The organism is Roseivirga sp. (assembly GCF_049099775.1).
Classification (GTDB): Bacteria; Bacteroidota; Bacteroidia; order Cytophagales; family Cyclobacteriaceae; genus Roseivirga.
The window spans coordinates 531,033-550,004 of the sequence record NZ_JAGDZM010000007.1 but is presented as its reverse complement, the minus strand read 5'-3'; the positions used below and the strand labels follow the sequence as shown (position 1 = coordinate 550,004).

The 18,972-nt window shown below is 38.9% G+C and carries 17 protein-coding genes; 9 read left to right on the top strand and 8 right to left on the bottom strand.

What is annotated here, in order from left to right:
• The first annotated feature begins 20 nt into the window (after nucleotides 1–20).
• From JXQ92_RS13535 to JXQ92_RS13525, 3 genes are all read left to right on the top strand, one after another.
• Nucleotides 21–551, top strand: coding sequence for a DinB family protein (locus JXQ92_RS13535; protein WP_421987157.1), 531 nt, complete (start codon nucleotides 21–23; stop codon nucleotides 549–551).
• Nucleotides 552–571: 20 nt separating this feature from the next.
• A complete protein-coding gene (locus JXQ92_RS13530) occupies nucleotides 572–1,672 on the top strand; it encodes a Gfo/Idh/MocA family protein (protein WP_421987156.1) in 1,101 nt (366 codons plus the stop codon).
• A gap of 105 nt (nucleotides 1,673–1,777) precedes the next feature.
• Entirely contained in the window at nucleotides 1,778–2,728 is a 951-nt protein-coding gene (locus tag JXQ92_RS13525; protein WP_421987155.1) for a hypothetical protein, read from the top strand.
• 533 nt (nucleotides 2,729–3,261) lie between these two features.
• Here the strand turns inward: JXQ92_RS13525 and JXQ92_RS13520 are convergent.
• From JXQ92_RS13520 to lpdA, 7 genes are all read right to left on the bottom strand, one after another.
• A complete protein-coding gene (locus tag JXQ92_RS13520; RefSeq protein WP_421987154.1) occupies nucleotides 3,262–4,437 on the bottom strand; it encodes a lactonase family protein in 1,176 nt (391 codons plus the stop codon).
• Nucleotide 4,438: 1 nt separating this feature from the next.
• Nucleotides 4,439–5,455 carry a threonine aldolase family protein gene (locus tag JXQ92_RS13515; RefSeq protein ID WP_421987375.1) on the bottom strand — a complete coding sequence of 339 codons (1,017 nt, stop codon included), beginning with the start codon at nucleotides 5,453–5,455 and terminating at the stop codon, nucleotides 4,439–4,441.
• Nucleotides 5,452–6,396 carry a glycerophosphodiester phosphodiesterase family protein gene (locus tag JXQ92_RS13510; RefSeq protein WP_421987153.1) on the bottom strand — a complete coding sequence of 315 codons (945 nt, stop codon included), beginning with the start codon at nucleotides 6,394–6,396 and terminating at the stop codon, nucleotides 5,452–5,454. The genes JXQ92_RS13515 and JXQ92_RS13510 overlap by 4 nt, the downstream gene beginning before the upstream one ends.
• 168 nt (nucleotides 6,397–6,564) lie before the next feature.
• Complete coding sequence (locus JXQ92_RS13505; protein ID WP_421987152.1) at nucleotides 6,565–7,023, bottom strand: MarR family winged helix-turn-helix transcriptional regulator; 459 nt, start codon at nucleotides 7,021–7,023, stop codon at nucleotides 6,565–6,567.
• Between the two features lie 208 nt (nucleotides 7,024–7,231).
• On the bottom strand, nucleotides 7,232–7,651 hold the full coding sequence (locus JXQ92_RS13500) for a DUF2721 domain-containing protein (protein ID WP_421987151.1): 420 nt from the start codon (nucleotides 7,649–7,651) through the stop codon (nucleotides 7,232–7,234).
• Nucleotides 7,641–7,856: a hypothetical protein gene (locus JXQ92_RS13495; RefSeq protein WP_421987150.1), complete on the bottom strand. Its 216-nt coding sequence runs from the start codon at nucleotides 7,854–7,856 to the stop codon at nucleotides 7,641–7,643. Before JXQ92_RS13495 ends, JXQ92_RS13500 begins: the two co-directional genes overlap by 11 nt.
• Nucleotides 7,857–8,395: 539 nt before the next feature.
• A complete protein-coding gene (lpdA, locus tag JXQ92_RS13490; protein WP_421987149.1) occupies nucleotides 8,396–9,790 on the bottom strand; it encodes a dihydrolipoyl dehydrogenase in 1,395 nt (464 codons plus the stop codon).
• Nucleotides 9,791–9,954: 164 nt separating this feature from the next.
• Between lpdA and fabG the strand changes: the two genes are divergently transcribed.
• The 3 genes from fabG (at nucleotide 9,955) to JXQ92_RS13475 (ending at nucleotide 13,803) form a co-directional block, all read left to right on the top strand.
• The gene (gene fabG / locus JXQ92_RS13485) at nucleotides 9,955–10,701 is read left to right on the top strand and encodes a 3-oxoacyl-[acyl-carrier-protein] reductase (RefSeq protein WP_421987148.1); all 747 of its coding nucleotides are present in this window, start codon (nucleotides 9,955–9,957) and stop codon (nucleotides 10,699–10,701) included.
• A 198-nt stretch (nucleotides 10,702–10,899) separates the two neighbouring features.
• Nucleotides 10,900–12,894, top strand: a complete 1,995-nt coding sequence (locus JXQ92_RS13480) for a hypothetical protein (protein ID WP_421987147.1) — start codon at nucleotides 10,900–10,902, stop codon at nucleotides 12,892–12,894.
• 150 nt (nucleotides 12,895–13,044) lie between these two features.
• Nucleotides 13,045–13,803 carry a tetratricopeptide repeat protein gene (locus tag JXQ92_RS13475; protein WP_421987146.1) on the top strand — a complete coding sequence of 253 codons (759 nt, stop codon included), beginning with the start codon at nucleotides 13,045–13,047 and terminating at the stop codon, nucleotides 13,801–13,803.
• A gap of 1 nt (nucleotide 13,804) precedes the next feature.
• On the opposite strand, the gene JXQ92_RS13470 is transcribed toward JXQ92_RS13475, so the two are convergent.
• Nucleotides 13,805–14,503, bottom strand: a complete 699-nt coding sequence (locus tag JXQ92_RS13470; protein WP_421987145.1) for a hypothetical protein — start codon at nucleotides 14,501–14,503, stop codon at nucleotides 13,805–13,807.
• Between the two features lie 109 nt (nucleotides 14,504–14,612).
• Between JXQ92_RS13470 and JXQ92_RS13465 the strand changes: the two genes are divergently transcribed.
• The 3 genes from JXQ92_RS13465 (at nucleotide 14,613) to JXQ92_RS13455 (ending at nucleotide 18,948) form a co-directional block, all read left to right on the top strand.
• Nucleotides 14,613–15,935, top strand: a complete 1,323-nt coding sequence (locus JXQ92_RS13465; RefSeq protein WP_421987144.1) for a hypothetical protein — start codon at nucleotides 14,613–14,615, stop codon at nucleotides 15,933–15,935.
• A gap of 111 nt (nucleotides 15,936–16,046) precedes the next feature.
• A complete protein-coding gene (locus JXQ92_RS13460; RefSeq protein WP_421987143.1) occupies nucleotides 16,047–16,382 on the top strand; it encodes a PadR family transcriptional regulator in 336 nt (111 codons plus the stop codon).
• Nucleotides 16,369–18,948: an ABC transporter permease gene (locus JXQ92_RS13455; RefSeq protein ID WP_421987142.1), complete on the top strand. Its 2,580-nt coding sequence runs from the start codon at nucleotides 16,369–16,371 to the stop codon at nucleotides 18,946–18,948. Before JXQ92_RS13460 ends, JXQ92_RS13455 begins: the two co-directional genes overlap by 14 nt.
• Nucleotides 18,949–18,972: the final 24 nt, after the last annotated feature.

Genomic DNA, 18,972 nt, shown 5'->3' with positions numbered 1-18,972 from the left:
ATATACTCTAATTTTCACCTATGAACCGGGTAGAAATAAGAGCCAAACTTGAAGAGACTTATAAGCAATTTGGAGAATTCTTAAGCGACTTATCAGAAGATGAATTTGATTATGCACCTCCCGGTAAGTGGAATGCGGGCCAACAAGCTGAGCATTTGATTAAAAGCACCAAACCTATTCTAAATGGCCTTAGCATACCTAAAATGATGATAGGAATGCAATTTGGTAAAGCAAACCGACCAAGCAAAAGCTATCCAGAACTAGTGGAACGCTACCAAGAGCAACTCGCTAACAATACTAAACCGGCACCTTCTGCCTATGCTCCAAGTAGGGTAAACTTTTCGGATGTTGCCAAACTAGTAAATACGCAGCGTGAGATTATTCAGAAGATTATCAAAAAGCTTGATAGTTGGTCGGGGAAAGACATGGATAAATATGTTTTTCCACACCCGCTTCTAGGAAAAGTGACGGTGAGAGAAATGATGTATTTCACTATTTATCATGCGGATCACCATCAAAGCATCATAAAACTCTATCTAAGAGGCGTCTAGATCAGGATGAAACTTCGATTATGAAAAAACTAATCTTATTTATCGTCGCAATGCTTTCAATCGGAATCACAAACAGCCAAACTAAGCCAGTTCCGGTGCAAGTTGCGGTAATAGGATTGACACATACCCATGTTCATTGGGTTTTAGGTAGAGAAGCGATTGGTGATATAGAAATAGTAGGAATCGTAGAACCTAATAAAGATTTGGCCAGTCGATATGCCAAACAGCACGGTTATTCCATGAATATAGTCTTTGATTCTATGGAAGCCTTAATGGCGAATAAAACACCTGAAGCTGTGACCGCATTTGGCACCATCTACGACCATTTGGCAGTGGTAGAGTTCTTCGCACCGAAAGGCATCCACGTTATGGTTGAAAAGCCATTGGCCGTAAGCCTAAAGCACGCTCAAAAAATGCAACGATTGGCAGAAAAGCACGGCATTCATCTATTGACCAATTACGAAACCACATGGTATGGAAGCAATTTCAAGGCCTACGAAATGGTACACCAGGACAATATGATTGGCGAAATCAGAAAAATTGTGGTTCACGATGGGCATCGAGGACCTAAAGAAATTGGTGTTAACAAAGAGTTCCTTGACTGGCTAACCGATCCCGTTTTGAACGGTGGAGGAGCATTAACTGATTTCGGTTGTTATGGTGCCAATTTGGCCACTTGGCTTATGAAAGGTGAAAGGCCAATATCTGTCTTCGCCATAGCCCAAACCAATAAACCTGAGCTTTATCCAAAAGTAGATGATGAGGCAACAATTGTCTTAAAATACCCTAAAGCCCAAGTGATCATTCAAGCTTCTTGGAACTGGCCGATTAGTAGAAAAGACATGGAGGTTTATGGCGAAGAAGGTCAAATCATTGCAGATAATGGGTCGACTTTGCGATATAAGCTTGGAGATAATGAGGACGAGGTAAGCCTGACAGAGCTTAGAAAAGTAGCTCCTTTAAATGACCCTTTTAGTTTATTGGCTGCAGTAGTTCGAGGCGAGCTTAGCCCCCAACCTACCGACTTATCAGCACTTGAGAATAATCTTATTGTCATGGAGATTTTGGAGGCTGCCAAGAAAAGCGTGGCCAGCGGTAAATTGATAAAGCTAAAGCGTTAAAAACAAGGTTTCAAAAAAGCCGTTACTGATATTTCATCTTTTACCCAAATGGTGATAATAATAAGTATTTAATTCCTATTATTACCGAGCTATAAACATACCTAAATGTCAGAAAAAATTCAATTAGAAATCTATTCATTCGCAGTAAGAGAATTTGGAAGTGAGGAAAACATCAATCTTGGAAGCTTTTATAATGACCAAGACGAGAGTTTATCCTTTCTCGATACCTTTCTGAGGTTTTCAGATTCTTTGACTAACATGAAAGTAGACAACATCACTCAAAGAACCTTTGAAGTAATTAATGAAAGTATAAAAGTTAATGCTGAAAGAATCTCTGGAATTATGGAATATGGTTCTTTTGGTTACGCGGCAGACTTAAAGAATATTCGTAATCAAGAAGTCAATTATCGTAAAAAGACTACAGATACTGAACAACGCCCTTATTACTTCATGATTTGTGCACCACGTAACTACGACATTGGTTTTTTCATACTTCAAAGGACCGGTATCAATGGAATAAAAGGAGTTTTTGAACATTCAATGCGTAATTTTTACCGTGAGAGCTATAACAACCTTGTATTAGATATTCAGGCCGCAATACCGGAAGAACTAATTAATAGATATATAGACGAAGGAAATTTTGGAAGTATTTCAATCTCAAAGTATGGCCTTCCCGAGGATTTAGCTGACCGTATTTTGGATGAGGATGCAAAGGCAGAATACGATTCCGATAATATTAAAGTTGAAATTAAATTAACAAAAAGAGGTGGATTCATCCCCGCCAATAAGAAAGTGAGACGTTTCCTCAACGACCAAGAGTCCTCTTTCTTTAGTGCTCAAGAATTAGGCAAGATGGGATTTGATGAAGATTCAAGGGTACATATAGAGTCTACATTAGGAAACAAAAAAAGGGTAATAGACCTAAGTGACCACATGAGGTTTAGACCATATTATAGCATTGATAACGAATTAAATTTCGACGCCTCTGGAAACCCTACGTTTGAATCTATTGACGCAGCAGCAAACCGGCTTTTGGATGAGACTTTAGGAGTATAAAATGAAGTTTCGACCTATAAATAAACTCTTAAAGGGGCAAGGAAAAGTCAATATCCTTCGAATCATCATCGAACACTACAAAACAATAAAACATGAGGAATCTAAGAGACCGAGTACCATTGACCTAATAACCTTTTTATTTTTTCCCTTCTTAACTGCACTAGGCTTATCGGTGATTGAGATTCAACTCGATAAGAGTACAGTTAATATACTTATCACAGTCTCTTCAATTTTAATTGGACTATTACTCAACCTACTTGTCCTCTTATATAGCTTAATCCAAAAAAACAGCGATTCTCCTTTGAGAATTAAACTACTGAAAGAAGTATTTCACAACATCTCCTTTTCTATTTTGCTATCGCTAGCTATCATACTCAGCCTTTTGATTTCTCTAATTGAATTTCCAAGCATCTTTCATGAAAAATTTGATCTTGATAGATTTGTTGATTTTCTGAGTTTCCTTCTCTTGATAGAGTTTTTAATGGTATTATTAATGGTACTCAAACGCATAAACATACTTCTTACGAGTGAGTTTAATTCCCAGTCCAAAACTTCAAACAAACGGGAGTAGGTACTTCAGCAACAAACCCTGTTTCACTTAGCGCTCCTGTTTCTTGATCTATCGCGAATGTCACGATGGTATTCGTATTTTGGTTCGCTGCAAGCAGAAATCTACCTGAAGGATCTATTTCAAAGTCCCTTGGTATTTCTCCTAATGTAGATTGCCTACCCACTACTGAAAGAGTGCCGCTTTCATCAATAGCAAAAACTACAATCTCATTAATCTCACCTCTATTTGAAGCATAAAGGAATTTTCCATTAGGATGCACCTTAATTGCCGCACTTGCAGGTTCTCGCTCATCTCCTTCTACTTGCGTTGAAATCATTTGAAGACTTCGTCTGAATCTAACTTCATCATTGGTAGGGAAAACCTCAACGGTGCCAATTAGCTCATTTAGCATATAACCTATTTCCAATGTAGGGTGCAATGCCATATGCCGAGGGCCTGACATGCGAGGAGAATTTGGAAAATCACCTACATAATCCAATGTCAATGATAGTGTATCTAACTTATACTCATAGATTCTGTCTGCCCCCAGATCAACTGCAGCAACCCAATCCTTTGTAGGGTGCTGAAAAATTTGATGGGCATGTGCCGCATCTTGTCTAGGGTGCGAAGAACTTCCTTCATGTTTTTTATAACTACTATGCGGCAATAAAAGTCCGTCTTCTTGTATGGGATAAAGGACTACGCTCCCACCTACATAATTGGCCGCCATAACAAAGCCACCAGAATTGTCAATTGTAATGTAACAAGGGTATTGCCCCATGCTACTCACCTCATTTAAGTACTTTAAGCTATTATCCTCTGCTGAAAACTCTAGCGCAGTTACTGAAGCAAAACTTTCTTCGCCACCGTCATATTCATTAACAGCATAAACCCATTTACCATTTTCATGAACAGCTAGATAAGAAGGGCTTGTGATCTGATCAGACACACCTAGATAGCGTAATGCACCTGTTTTTTTATTCATTTCATACATATAGATCCCTTCGCCTTGGCCATCTACATGTCCCTCTTTCTTAGTGTAGGTTCCAACAAAGAGAATTTCCATATCTTCAGATTTCTTTACCACAACCTCTTTATTATTGGATTGGCAGCTTATTGCGAATAGCAATACTAGCGCCAACAGCATAAACCGTTTCATATTAGAGTGTTTTTAAAACTGAGATTAATTTAGTCATATGATCGTCTGTGAAGTCTAAATGAGTCACAAAACGAATTAGTTGTGGACCAAAACCAAAGGCGTGGATATTATTATCTGCTAGCTTCTTTAAAAAAGCATCATTCGTATACTGATCAGTCAGTTTAAAAATTAGAATATTAGTCTCACACGGATATACTTCCTCAACATAAGATAAATCGGTTAGTACTGAGGCAATATTTTTAGCTCTTTCATGATCATCTACTAACCTTTCAATGTTGTGGTCTAGCGCATAATGACCTGCTGCGGCTATATATCCAGCTTGCCTCCAAGCACCACCCATTACTTTTCGTATCCTTTTAGATCGTTTAATATCATCATGCCCACCAAGCAGAAGAGATCCCACTGGGGCACCTAGTCCTTTCGACAGACAAATTGAAATCGTATCGAACACTTCGCCATAAGCCTTCGGTTTCTGACCAGTTGCCACTAAAGCATTGAACAAACGAGCACCATCTAAGTGAAGTGCAAGGCCATGCTCATGACAGGTTTCTCTTATTGCCCAGATTTCTTCAAAATCATAGCAACTTCCTCCGCCCTTGTTCATGGTATTCTCTAGCGATACCACACGTGAAACGGGTGCATGAATATCATCTGGTTGAATTGCCGCTTTTACATCTTCGGCCTTAATCAAACCGTGTTCCCCTTCAAGAAGTCGCACTGAAACTCCAGAATTGGACATTAAGCCTCCGCTTTCATAAAGGTAGATATGCGAATATTTGTGACAGATAACTTCATCTTGAAGCGTAGTATGCAGTCTAATACCAATTTGATTGGTCATGGTACCCGAAGCGCAGTATAGCGCTGCTTCCATCCCAAACATATCGGCTGCACGTTTTTCCAAAGCGGTTACCGTAGGATCTTCCCCAAACATATCATCACCTACCTCAGCGGACATCATAGCATCCAGCATACCGGGACCCGGCTTCGTCAATGTATCACTTCTTAAATCAATCACTATTTGAAATATTTAGACTTTGAACTACTTATGGGCTTTAAATCCTCTAAGACTTTTGATGCCTCAATGGGCCTATCAGTGGCAAGAATATCGGCACCTCTATTTACAAAACCAGCATAAATCGAATCGCCTTTCGACATGGCTTTTCTATCCAAGTTTCCCAATACCCCTAAAATAGTATAAATACCTTTTTCATGTAAGAACTGATATAATGAAGGGTCTGGTTCGGATACACCGGTAAAGGCAATCATATTATTATCTGGTATTCCTAATTTTTTATGCGCATTGTAGGCATCCATATTTCCGATACCCACTGAAATCATTAACTCAGGTGCGAGTTCATTAACAAGTTGCGCATCATTTGCGCTATAAGTTATAATGGCAGAATAATCTTCAGCACCAACACTTCTTACTTCTTCAATCACTTTCTGAAAAGGAACTCCTCTTTTAACATCCAAAGTCAGTAAAGCTTTGCCTTTTGACCAAGCTAATACTTCTTTTAAAGTAGGAACTTCAAAATCAGTCAACACACCATCATTATCTTCAAGTTTTAAGGTTTGAATGTATTCCCAAGTCACATTTTTAACTAAGCCAGTTCCATTAGTTGTCCGGTCAAGTGAATTATCGTGCATCATAACTAGAACCGAATCAGAAGTCATTTCTATATCGCATTCGACCACAGCGGATGTATATTTTAGAACTTCATTGAAAGTGGCAATGGCATTTTCGGGAAATCCGGGGTATGGCCCTCCTCTATGAGCGCTAACCATAGGGACTCTATCTTCAGACCAAGAGTAGAAGGCTTTGACCTCTCCTTTAGGAATGGAGATAAAATTTTCTTTAGAAGCCCCATGGCTTTTTTCATCCTTTGTTTTTTTAGCAGTACAGCTAAAACATAAGGCGGTTATCAATAATAGTGTAAATCGGAATTGAATTGAAGGCATGATGATTTTGGCCTTGAAGGTATAGGGCTTATCATGGAAGTGCAAGAGATTTCTTTAAAGTCATTCCCGATGCGATAGACCTTCTGTCCATCGCATCGGTAATCTCCATTAATAACCTAAACATATGAAGATTGTGATGTCAAACATCCTAAATGACCGGACCGTCTGTCACTTTTTGGGTGTGTAATCTCCTAAGTGTGCTCGCAAATTTTGGAGCTCCTGTTTTATTTCATCATGTAAAACGCGTGGCACTTCTTGTAAGTAGCCAGCAAAGTGATTATCCAACTTAATAATCATTTCATTCTTGCTTTTTCTCCCCTTTTCAGTCAGTACTACATGAAAAGAGCGTCCATCTTCCTTATTAACAACCCTTTGTATCCATCCATTCTTTTCCATCCTCACTAGCATTCTAGAGATGGATGGCAAATCCTGGAGCGTTACACCACTTATTTCAGTTGGCGTAACGCTGCCATGATTCCATAAAATGATTAATACCTGCCACTGCTCTGGAGTAATCTGATACCCTTTGAGCGCCCGTATCAACTCCCTGTGAAAAAGCAGGTAAGCACGATATAGGTTGTAGCCTAAGTTATTATTAAGGTGAAAGAGAGCCTTACCGAAATCCATATTTGGTGGTAAATCTTCTCGAAACTAACACAAAAAACTTGTCTAGACAAGTTTTTTGATAAAATAAATGTGTTTTGAAGATCATTTTTTATGTTTTTAAAAGATTAAGAAGTTTTTAAAAGATTAGAAGCGTCGTAAAACTGCATAGATTCAACTACATAATCGCTCCATACGTTGAATAAAGAATGAAATTAATGTTAAAAGCGATTCAGGATTCTACCTTGTCTGAGGTTTTAGACTCTAAATCACTTAACTCTAAAGTTAGTGCTTTAGTGGAAATTTGAGTCTCAATAAATGAAAGAATCAAGGAACCAAGTAACAAAAAGAGGCTTGCACCGAATACATAATCGGCAATTACTTGTTTAGATAAATACATAAGTACCATACTGAGCACGCAGCAGAAAAAACTGGCTATTCCAAGTGCTTGCATATTGCGGATAAGCAGTAACCGAGTTTTTAAGTTCTTAATCTGACCCAGAACAGTCGCTTCCATGCCTGGTGTTTCTTTATAGCGTTGCCTAAGCCCTCTGGCTAGTGTAGCCAGTGCTACAAAGCGATTGGTAAATGCCAATAACAAAAGCGTAATGGCAGGAAAGAGCAGCGCGGGAGTTGTAATGTCAACTTGCATCTTTTTCGTTTTTACCCGGAAATTTATGATCAATCTTCTTCCAACCACACCACAAGGTTCCAAGACCAGATAGGTACAAGATAGTTTTTGAGATATAAAGCTCGAATTCACTCATTTCGACTTCAATAATAAATATGGCTACTACACCGACTATAGTTAGGACCAAGCCCATCCAAAAGAGCAAGTTGATTTGTTCTGACCTCATTTGGCAAAGATTAATAAAAATATCGAACCTACTAAATCATATTCGCCTCCACATTTAATCAATCTGCAACATAAAGCTATCATCTGAAATCCAAATTGACACTTGGCGTCGTATTCTTTTCAGCAATTGATCAGGACCTAGTTTGCCCTAGGTTGAAAAATGGCGTCTTGTCGTAAAAGCAAGACGCCTATTTTATGTCTTGTCCATTACAACCCAGCTAAAAAAGGTAAAATTATTAACCTTGTACGCATCCATTTTGAGAGTTTAGATCGTATAGAGGTTAGCAATTGATCAGCAGCTTAGTTTGCCCTAGGTTGCGCATTGGATGCTGTGCCAGTCGTCAAGCACGGTGTCGTTATTAATCTTAGTCTCGCCATTATTGAAAAATAGTGGCGAGACATTAAACTACTTATATCTTATTGGTTTAAAGCGTTTTACACCACCTCATTCCGAGATAAAAAATTCAATTACACCCTTCAAAAAACAAAAAGCCCATCCTTATCGCTATAAGAATGGGCTTCGATTTTAATCTTTCTTTTTTAAAGATGGATCACTTCATCGTAAGCGGCGGCGGCTGCTTCCATTACTGCTTCCGACATGGTTGGATGCGGGTGAACTGTCTTGATTATTTCGTGACCTGTTGTTTCCAGTTTTCTGGCAGCTACAACTTCTGCGATCATCTCTGTAACATTGGCTCCAATCATGTGAGCACCGAGCCATTCGCCATATTTAGCATCGAATATTACTTTCACAAATCCGTCGCTTGCTCCGGCAGCTTTTGCTTTACCTGATGCAGAGAATGGGAACTTACCCACCTTCACTTCATAGCCAGCATCCTTAGCAGCTTGTTCTGTATAGCCTACAGAAGCAATTTCTGGGCTACAATAAGTACAACCAGGTATGTTGTTGTAATCCAATGGCTCTACACTCATTCCTTGGATTTTCTCAACACAGATAATTCCTTCTGCTGATGCCACGTGAGCTAAAGCGGGTCCATGAACGATATCGCCAATGGCGTAAACACCTGGGATATTGGTTTTGTAGTAATCATCCACCAATACTTTGCCTTTATCAGTAGCAACGCCAACATCTTCAAGACCAATTCCTTCTAAGTTTGTAGACACGCCTACTGCAGAAAGTACTACATCTGCTTCAATAACTTCTTCGCCTTTCTTAGTCTTAACGTGAACTTTACATTTGGCGCCTTTTGTATCTACTGACGTAACTTCAGAGTTCGTCATGATTTTCATTTTGGCTTTTTTGTATGTTCTTTCCAATTGCTTAGAAACGTCAACATCCTCTACAGGCACAATACGATCTTGGTATTCAATCACCGTTACTTTAGTACCGATTGAGTTGTAGAAATAAGCAAACTCAACGCCAATTGCTCCAGAACCAACTATAACCATTGATTCTGGTTGTTTGTCCATTACCATCGCTTCGCGATAGCCTATTATTTTCTTACCGTCAATTGGTAGGTTCGGCAATTCTCTTGATCTACCGCCGGTAGCTACTATAATATGATCAGCAGAATAATCTACTTTAGAGCCGTCTTCAGCAGTTACTTCCACTTTTTTACCAGCCTTCAGTTTTCCAAAACCTTCAATATGATCGATTTTATTTTTCTTGAATAGAAATTGAATCCCCTTGCTCATTCCGCCTGCTACATCACGACTTCTTTTAATCATTCCATCAAAATCGACAGCGGCACCATCTATTTTAATTCCATAATCCTGAGCATGTTGCACGTATTCAAAAACCTGAGCACTCTTCAAAAGAGCTTTGGTAGGAATACACCCCCAGTTCAAACAAATTCCTCCTAATTCTGAGCGCTCTACCACTCCTACTTTTAATCCAAGCTGAGATGCTCTAATCGCTGCTACATATCCTCCAGGACCACTTCCAATGACTATTAGATCGTATTTTGTTGCCATATTTCTATTATTTTTTTCTCGTTTTGAAGAGCCGCAAAGTTAAGCCAAATACGAAGACAAAAAAATACTAGAATTGTAGGAGTTAATCCTTTTAGTTTTATTTGAATCCTGATTGTGGAGAAGTATTTCCATAATCATAGATTTTTGACTTCAAAATAATTTTTATGGGTCTTTTAGACGGAAAAACAGCTTTAGTAACTGGTGCCTCAAAAGGCATAGGCAAAGCGATAGCAACAGCATATGCTCAACAAGGTGCAAATGTTGCGTTTACCTATCTTTCAAGTGTTGAAAGAGGACAGGCATTAGAAACAGAATTGGGCCAATTTGGCACTAAAATCAAAGGTTTTAGATCGAATGCTGCAGAGTTTGCAGCTGCTGAACAACTTATAGCAGATGTAGTAGCAGAGTTTGGCGCACTGGATGTGATTGTAAACAACGCTGGTATTACTAAAGACAATCTCTTAATGAGAATGACTGAAGAAATGTGGGATGACGTAATTAACGTGAACCTGAAATCTTGTTTCAATACGGTAAAAGCTGCTACAAGAACCATGATGAAACAGCGTGCTGGTTCTATCATTAATATCACTTCGGTAGTAGGCCTAAAAGGAAACGCTGGTCAAGCTAACTATGCTGCTTCTAAAGCGGGAATCATCGGTTTCACAAAGTCAGTTGCCTTAGAGCTTGGCTCAAGAGGTATTCGTTCCAATGCGGTAGCTCCTGGATTTATTGAAACAGAAATGACAGATGCCTTAGATGAAAAAACTGTTCAAGGCTGGAGAGATGCCATTCCTTTAAAAAGAGGTGGATCTCCTGATGACGTAGCCAACGCATGCGTTTTCTTGGCTTCAGACATGTCTACGTATATGACTGGCCAAACATTGGTTGTTGATGGCGGTATGCTAACTTGATGCCACTCATAAAATTCATTTATAATTTTTGAATCGGTTAATGACCTCTTTACGTTGTAAAGCGTTATAATGTCATTATCCGGTTTTTAATTACAACTCTACGCATTGTACGGCATTTCTACTCTTATTGCTAAGCTTACATTACAAACTGAATTATCCACATGGCTAATTCCAATTTGCTTATTAGTAGGTGCTGGAATGGCGTTTCTATTGTACAGTAAAAAAACGCCTTGGTCAAAAAAGACGAATCGACTCCTTTTTGCTTTCCGGTTTATCCTGATCTCGCTGATTTGTTTTTTATTACTTGGCCCTCTTTTAAATCAAATAGATTTTTTCGATGAAAAACCGATAGTAGTGCTCGCTATCGATGACTCGGCCTCTACAAAAGATGGTTATGATTCTACGGCCTTCCTTGAGGTAAAATCTAGACTTTCTGATCTCTATTCTAGCTTAAGCCAATCAGATTTATCGGTAAAGATCCGTGGTACAGAACAGTATTACGAGAATGTAGAAGACATAAAGTTCGATCAGCAGAAAACTAATCTTCATGGAATTCTAAAAAGCGTTCGGCAAGATTTCGAGCAACAAAATTTAGTTGCTACGCTTCTTGTTAGCGATGGCATTCATAATTATGGCAGCTCTCCTCAATTTCTAACATTAAACTATCCTGTTTACAGTTTGGGAGTAGGTGACACTATACCTGCTCAAGACTTGAGTATTAAAAGACTGAATTATAATAAGGTAGTTTATCAGGGCAACAGATTCCCGCTTCAAGTTGACATATTCAATAACGGTTTTGTGGGTGAAAATGTAACTTTAGAAGTCCGAAAGAATGGCGCGCTAGTCTCTTCAGAAAGCGTCAACTTAAAAGGTGATCAGCAAGTAAATAGTTTTGAATTCATTTTAGATACTGAAGTTCTTGGGGTAGAGACCTATACAGTAAATATTGTACCTCAAGTTGGCGAGAGCACTATCATTAATAATTCTCGACGTGCTTTTATTGAAACCGTAGACAGCAAACAAAAAATACTTATTGCCGCAGCTGCACCACATCCGGATGTGAAAGCTCTAAAAGGTTTGATTGAAGAAAAAGAAGGAACAGAAGTTCAGGTATTTCTAAGTGGTATTACTGAAGAAGTTCCAGAAGGTCCTTTCGACCTTATTATAATGCACAAGCTGCCTGGAATAACGGATTTGCCTATCTGGCTGAACAAGTGGCTTGAAGAAACGAATAGCTGGTACATAACAGGAACCGGATCTCTTAACCCTATAAACACTAAAAACCCGGTGATCAGCTACCAGAGTTTCGGCCAGTCCGATCTTGTGGGTGTTAACTTGAACCCTAATTTTGAACTTTTCGAAATTGATGACATCCTATTAAGTCGCGCAGCAAATTACCCTCCACTAAGGGCTCCCTATGGGGAATTCACTTTAAAGAACAACGCGAACATTTACCTTTATCAAAAGATTGGGAGCATCCAGACAAACAGACCTCTACTGAGTATTTACAACGGTGATGAACGAAAATCCGCAGTCCTTTCAGGTAGTGGTATCTGGAAATGGAAACTTCAAGAAAGTGGCCTCCATGAAACTCCTTCACTTTTTAACGAACTTTTTGGAAAGCTAATTCAGTATTTAGCAACAAAGGATGACAAAAGAAATTTCCGTGTTAATACTACCGCGGAAAGTTATTTTGAAAGCGAATCAGTTGAATTCAATAGTGAAGTTTACAATGAGCTTTTCGAAAAAGTCTATGACTACAACATAGATTTGAAATTAACAGATGATAATAACGAGACCACAGAGTACAATTATGTAAACTCACCGGCAGAGAATTTTAAAATTAATGGTTTAGCACCAGGCGTATACAACTATAGTGCATCTACTAGTTTAGGTGGCAATCGGGAAGTGGCGTCCGGAACTTTTGCTGTACAAAAATTGGCCCTTGAGGACATCGATCTTACTGCGGATTTCCAGTTATTGAGAAATATCTCCAACAATTCTGGCGGAGAATTTAACATCATGGCGGATGCTGATAATGCTATTGACGAAATAAAGTCTCTTAATGCCAAGCCACTTGTTCGTTCCAATGAAAGACTTAACCCAATCATTCACAATCCTTGGCTTCTTTTACTGCTGGTTATACTCATTTCAACCGAATGGTTTATGAGGAAATACAATGGTAGTTATTAGAGTTTCTTAGGATCAATCAAACCTCCGCAGCTTAAAGGATAATTTTTTCAGCATAAACAACTATTTTAAACTAACTATTTAGTTTATTTGTGTATGCGCACTTATTCATTTCTTCTACTAGCCCTTTGCCTTATTATATCCTCATGCAGCATGACAGCCACAAGAGAGGAAGCGGATGAATTTATGAAAGCCGGAGACTTCGAGGCTGCTGTTGCAGCTTATGATCGTGTAATTAAACTTCAGCCTGACGATAAATATGCGCTATCAAACAGAGCCTTATCCAATGAAAAACTCGAAAACTTCGAAGCTGCTTATGACGACTATGCTAAGCTTATTCAAATGAAGTTTAACACGCGCAAGGCATACCTTGGCAGAGCCAGATGCTCTTTTGAAATGGAAAACTATGAAGGCGCCATATTTGATACTAATATCTTACTGAAAGTTGACCCAGAAAACCTAGATGCCAGTGCACTCAGAGGCCGATCCTTTGTAAAGCTTGGACAAGCCAATGATGCCATTACGGATTTGAGCAGAGTGCTGGACCAAAGACCGAATGACGTGCAACTCCTCGTCAGCAGAGGTGTTGCGTGGGTAAGAGGTGGTGCAGGCGCATCCGGAATTAAAGATTTTGATAGGGCCTTAAAAATTCAACCCAATTTACCCGTAGCCAATTTTAACAAAGGTGTAGTATTCTATATGTATGAGAATTGGGATGCTGCCATAGAATACCTCGATATTGCTATACAACAGGACCCTGATTATTATGAAGCTTTCGCGAGACGTGGAATGGCAAAAGTCGAGTCCTCATTTCATAGTGTTTCAGGCGCCTGTGCAGACTTTGAAAAGGCTAAGTCAATAGAAAAAAACGATGAGCTTACGCTAGCCTTAATAAAAAACTACTGCAAGTAGATTACTCACCCGTGGTGTCATCTATTGCTTGAATAATTGATCGAACGCTTACTAAAGCACTGTCAAACGTAGCCTTTGTCGCATTTTTATAAATCAAGCCCCATTGCACCAGGTGCTTAAACTCATCACTATTAAAAGATTTTACAAAGGCTTTCTGCTTAGCTAGAGAAAGTGTCGTAAAGTTGAGATTCGGCGCAAACGGAAAATTATTGATTGTATAGTTAATCAACTTATTCTTTACATGATCTCCATCAATATCAGACCACTCTGATATATTGGCATAGGAGCTTTCATAAAGCCCAATAATCTCTTTCGACAAGGTGTCATTCTGAATAATATATGTATTGCCTTGGCTCTTCATTTCTTCATAAGTAATGTTCTGCGGGTTGAATGGAACGTAGCTCAGAAGCGTAACTGCATAGAGGTTTAGACTGTCCAAAGGGACATCATTGGGATTAATGGTAATAATTTTCTGAGCGGCTTCTATTTGGCTTTCCATTAAATCGGTACCGAAACTCAAAACGGTACTATCCCTGATCAAATCATCTTTAAAGCTTGTCAAGAGTAATTTTTCCTGTTTTTCCTCTCTTTTACCTTGCCAATACTCATTTAAAGCAAATGAGACAGTAATTCCGATAATTAAGATGAGCAGCTCAGCAAAAAAATATCGGAGATTTCTCGAAGATTTATTCGTTTTCATATCACTTAATATAGCCAAACCTAAAAAAGAATTTTGACACTTTATATGTTTTTAGCGGTATTAAAAAGAGGTGAATTTTCGATTAATTTCGATGTAAATCATTTTTTCTATGGAAACAAATATCGCCATTCAGGAAGATTGGAGCATTTTTAGAAAAATAGGGTTCAGATTTGCGTTCCTATTTTTCGCGCTACTAATTTTACCATTCCCGTTTACAACGCCCTTAAACTTACTAAACAGTTTCTGGCTAGGTCAGGCCTTTGCCGATTTCTGGTCGTGGACAACTCAATTCGTAGGATCTAATATTCTAGGAATTGAAGGCTTCTCAAATCCAGTTACCGGTAGTGGAGATAAAACCTACGATTGGGTACAAAAATTAAGTGTTTTAGGCATTTCGGTTATCGGTACCATTATATGGTCAGCTATTGATAGAAGCCGTAAAAATTACCATCGTGTTTGGCGCTGGTTCGTTTTGCTAGTAGTCTTTTACTTGGTATACTATATGTTTTTCTATGGTTTTATAAAGGTTTATTGGTTACAAATGTCTCCACCAAGAATCGATAGACTATTGAAAACTTACGGTCAATCTTCGCCCATGGGACTGTTATGGACTTTCATGGGAGCCTCTAAAACATATTCTGTTTATGCAGGTATGAGTGAAGTAATAGCCGGTACCTTGCTGCTCTTCAGAAGAACTCGTACCCTAGGAGGAATGGTAACATTCGGTGTAATGTTTAATGTTTTCATGCTTAACCTTTCCTATGATGTGCCAGTAAAATTATTCTCCGCACAGCTTATGATTATGGGGCTCTATGTAGCCATGATTGACCGAAAAGCGATTTTTGGTCTACTTCTTTTTCAGAAGTCGGTTAACCCTACACCATGGCCACCCATGTTCAAAACACCTGTTAAGAATTACATTCTACTGCTCATCCAAGTTCTATTAGTGTTCCAATTTGTTCAAAGCAATGTAAAGAGAGGGGTCGACGGTCGATCCAGATACGGTGAATTACGGCCGAAATCTGCACTATACGGCTTGTATGATGTAGAACACTATGTAAAAAATGGTGATACTATCCCTCCTCTTATGACAGATAAAGAAAGGTGGCAGCGTGTCATATTCGATGCACCAGGTAGCACAAGGACAATATTCATGAACGATCGTAGTAGATATTTCAATAGTAAAATAGACACTGTTGAATCCACGGTTACATTTACTATTGGGAGGGATTCTTTAAGTAAAGAATACACAGTTCGCTATAAAAAACTTGAAGATGGTCTTCAAATGGAAGGTGTCCTTGAACAAGATACGCTCGCGCTGAAGTTAAAGACCTACGACCTAAAGAATTTCTATTTAACTAATCGAGACTTTCATTGGGTAAGCGAACGCCCATGGCACGTTTACGATACTTTACCAAAGCCTAATTGGTAAAAGGAAATCATTAACTGAGTAACAAAAAAACCGATTCTTAAGAGTCGGTTTTTATTTTTTTAACATTTGTTAATTATATTCGTCTTTATATTTTAAACAATTATTAATTAAATGAGCGAACAGTCACTCGGATCTCTCGAGGAAACCATCCTTGTCATCGTTTTGATGAAGGAAAAATGTCATGGTGTAGAAATTGCCAAGGTCTATGAAGCCCATGTAAAACAAAGCATCTCTTTACCGGCCATCCATATTGTACTCAAACGATTGGAAAAGAAAGGTCTTGTCAACTCCTCGTTTGGCGAACCTACCCCTGAACGTGGCGGCAAAAGAAAGAAGTATTATCAAAGTACTACAAGTGGTTACAGAATTGCCCACCATTTACAAGAGCGACGGTCTCAAATGTGGTCTTTAGTGCCAAAAACATCATTACAGTATGGCCTCTTATAAGAGCCCCCCAAAGTGGGCACTTCATTTATTACAATACATCTGTCCTACCGATTTGGTCGAAGAGGTAGAAGGTGATTTGTATGAGGCCTACCAATGGCGAATAGCTGAAAAAGGACAGGCTTACGCGCAAAGAAAATACATTTTCGAAGTACTCAGGTGCCTTCGGTACATGAGAATAAAAGTTCAAACTCAAAACAACAACATTATGCTTTTTCAAAACTATTTTAAAACCGGCTTTAGGTTTTTATGGAAGACTAGAGGGTATTCTAGCCTTAATATTGTAGGCTTAGCTCTAGGTATTTCCATATGCTGGCTCGCCTTCATCTTTGTATCAGATGAAAATTCATACGATGGTTTCTATCCTCACGGAGACAATATCTACCGACCTACCGCCACCATGTCGAACGGTGATCAATCGCAAAGTTTCGCAGGCTCATCTTACATTATGGGAGAAGAGTTCCCCAACCAAATTCCTGAAATCATAAAAGGTACGCGTTATAAAAGCGGATCGACTTTGCTAAAAGTGAATGCTGATTTTCAGGCCGAAAGCTTACACTATGCAGATCCTGATTTTTTCGACATGTTTTCTGTCGAATTCCTTTCTGGAAGCGCCAACAATTTTAAAGATCCTTTGTCTGTGGTGGTATCTAGATCAACTGCCGAAAGATTGGGAATAGGCTTAAATATTGCCAATCAAGAAATAACGATATCATCGGAGGAACAAGAAGAGCAAACGCTCAAAGTCATCGGTATTTTCAAAGACTTCCCCATAAATACGTCTATTCGCCCTAGAATTATTTTCCCATTCGCCCAATGGGCAGCACAAAATGAAAGAAGGACCAAAACCTGGTTTGATATAAACATGAATAGCTTCTTTCAATTAGACCCGACGGCTGACCCCAATGTTGTGGCTAAAAAAATGACTGACATCATGCCCAAAGATGATGAGATGGGTGAAACCGAAGTCAACCTAGGGCTACAGGCCTTAACAAATATTCATTTGAATCCAGCGTTCGACACTGGCAACGGAATAGAAGCTCGCGGCGACAATGAACTAATTACTATTGTAACTATTATAGGAATTTTCTGCTTGCTGATCGCTTGTGTAAACTATGCCAATTTCGCCGTTGGCAATTATATAGTGCGATTGAAAGAAGTGGCACTTAGAAAAGTGTTTGGTGCTGAAAAACAATCCGTTTTTAAACAGTTTGTGGTTGAGGCATTTATATCGTCTTTTCTAGCCTTAGTTTTGTCATTAGGCTTTATCGCCTTAATGCTTCCTGGCTTCTCAGAATATGCCGACAAAAGCTACACCTTTAGCACTGTTTTTAACTTTGAAGTATTAGTAGGTGGAGTAGCACTTATGCTATTTGTAGCATTATTTTCAGGTGTCTATCCTGCTTTTCTACTTTCTAGGTACAAAACCATCAGTGGGTTAAAGGGAAAATCTAAACTTGGCGGTAAAAACCACCTTTCCAGAGGCTTAATTACACTTCAATTTGCCATATCGTGTTTTCTAATTGCGGGTATGCTCACCATGAATGGCCAGCTAAATTTTCTGCTAGATCATGATTTGGGCTACTCTGGCGACAAGCTTGTTAGGGTCTTTCGACCGATGACCGATGCACAAACGAAATTGAATTTTAAAAATGAAATAAATGCGATTGCAGGGGTAGAAAGCATTAGCATAGCTTCCGGTTTTAACGGCACAAATTACAAAGATGCAGAAGACAATCGGGTAAGCGTTCGCCATGCAAGGATAGATCCAGATTACATTCGTACCATGGGCATGGAGATATTGAGCGGTCGTGATTTTGACAAAGACAGACCAAGCGATTTTACGAATGCTGCCATTGTAAATGAGGCTTTTGTCAAGATGGTAGGACTTGAAAACCCAATTGGCGAACAAATTTATTTTAACTATGGTGAATTTGATAAACCGACGATAATTGGTGTAGTCAAAAACTTCAATTTCGAATCTTTAAGGTCTAGTATTGACCCGCTGATCATGTATATGGGCGATGAACTGGTGGAGTACAATACTTTTATTAAGTTTTCAGAAATAGACCAGGAGAAAATCGCCCAATTAGAAGCAATTCACGAAAAGTATTTTTCGCCTTATCCATTGCGTTACGCTTTTGTAGAAGACGATATTGCGAATAGATATGCGCTTGAGGCCAGTATTAAGAAAATAGCACAAGTGGGTTCTATTGCGGCCATCTTCCTTTCTTGTTTGGGGCTTATGGGCTTTGTAGGCAATCAAGTGCGGCAACAAATGAAAGATGTAAGCGTGAGAAAAGTTGTTGGCGCAAATGCCAAACAAATATTCTCGCTTTACCTTAGAAAGTACATTTGGCTACTTACAATTGGTTCTGTAGCGGGTCTTGTGATTGCCATTTCCATTATGAATGACTGGCTTAATAATTACACTTATAAAATTGATTTTGGTTGGTCAATCGGAGCCACTGCTATTATCGGTGTGCTGGCAGTAGCAATTCTTACCGTGCTTTCTCAACTTTATCGTGCTTTTAAGGCCAACCCCATTCAATACTTAAAGGAAGAGTAAGAAAATAGAAAAAAAGGTCTTTTA

What these genes read in the sequence shown, in the direction of transcription:
- JXQ92_RS13535 (WP_421987157.1), top strand. Translation starts at nt 21, where the DNA reads ATGAACCGGGTAGAAATAAGAGCCAAACTTGAAGAGACTTATAAGCAA.
- JXQ92_RS13530 (WP_421987156.1), top strand. Translation starts at nt 572, where the DNA reads ATGAAAAAACTAATCTTATTTATCGTCGCAATGCTTTCAATCGGAATC.
- JXQ92_RS13525 (WP_421987155.1), top strand. Translation starts at nt 1,778, where the DNA reads ATGTCAGAAAAAATTCAATTAGAAATCTATTCATTCGCAGTAAGAGAA.
- JXQ92_RS13520 (WP_421987154.1), bottom strand. Translation starts at nt 4,437, where the DNA reads ATGAAACGGTTTATGCTGTTGGCGCTAGTATTGCTATTCGCAATAAGC.
- JXQ92_RS13510 (WP_421987153.1), bottom strand. Translation starts at nt 6,396, where the DNA reads ATGCCTTCAATTCAATTCCGATTTACACTATTATTGATAACCGCCTTA.
- JXQ92_RS13505 (WP_421987152.1), bottom strand. Translation starts at nt 7,023, where the DNA reads ATGGATTTCGGTAAGGCTCTCTTTCACCTTAATAATAACTTAGGCTAC.
- JXQ92_RS13500 (WP_421987151.1), bottom strand. Translation starts at nt 7,651, where the DNA reads ATGCAAGTTGACATTACAACTCCCGCGCTGCTCTTTCCTGCCATTACG.
- JXQ92_RS13495 (WP_421987150.1), bottom strand. Translation starts at nt 7,856, where the DNA reads ATGAGGTCAGAACAAATCAACTTGCTCTTTTGGATGGGCTTGGTCCTA.
- lpdA (WP_421987149.1), bottom strand. Translation starts at nt 9,790, where the DNA reads ATGGCAACAAAATACGATCTAATAGTCATTGGAAGTGGTCCTGGAGGA.
- fabG (WP_421987148.1), top strand. Translation starts at nt 9,955, where the DNA reads ATGGGTCTTTTAGACGGAAAAACAGCTTTAGTAACTGGTGCCTCAAAA.
- JXQ92_RS13480 (WP_421987147.1), top strand. Translation starts at nt 10,900, where the DNA reads ATGGCGTTTCTATTGTACAGTAAAAAAACGCCTTGGTCAAAAAAGACG.
- JXQ92_RS13475 (WP_421987146.1), top strand. Translation starts at nt 13,045, where the DNA reads ATGACAGCCACAAGAGAGGAAGCGGATGAATTTATGAAAGCCGGAGAC.
- JXQ92_RS13470 (WP_421987145.1), bottom strand. Translation starts at nt 14,503, where the DNA reads ATGAAAACGAATAAATCTTCGAGAAATCTCCGATATTTTTTTGCTGAG.
- JXQ92_RS13465 (WP_421987144.1), top strand. Translation starts at nt 14,613, where the DNA reads ATGGAAACAAATATCGCCATTCAGGAAGATTGGAGCATTTTTAGAAAA.
- JXQ92_RS13460 (WP_421987143.1), top strand. Translation starts at nt 16,047, where the DNA reads ATGAGCGAACAGTCACTCGGATCTCTCGAGGAAACCATCCTTGTCATC.
- JXQ92_RS13455 (WP_421987142.1), top strand. Translation starts at nt 16,369, where the DNA reads ATGGCCTCTTATAAGAGCCCCCCAAAGTGGGCACTTCATTTATTACAA.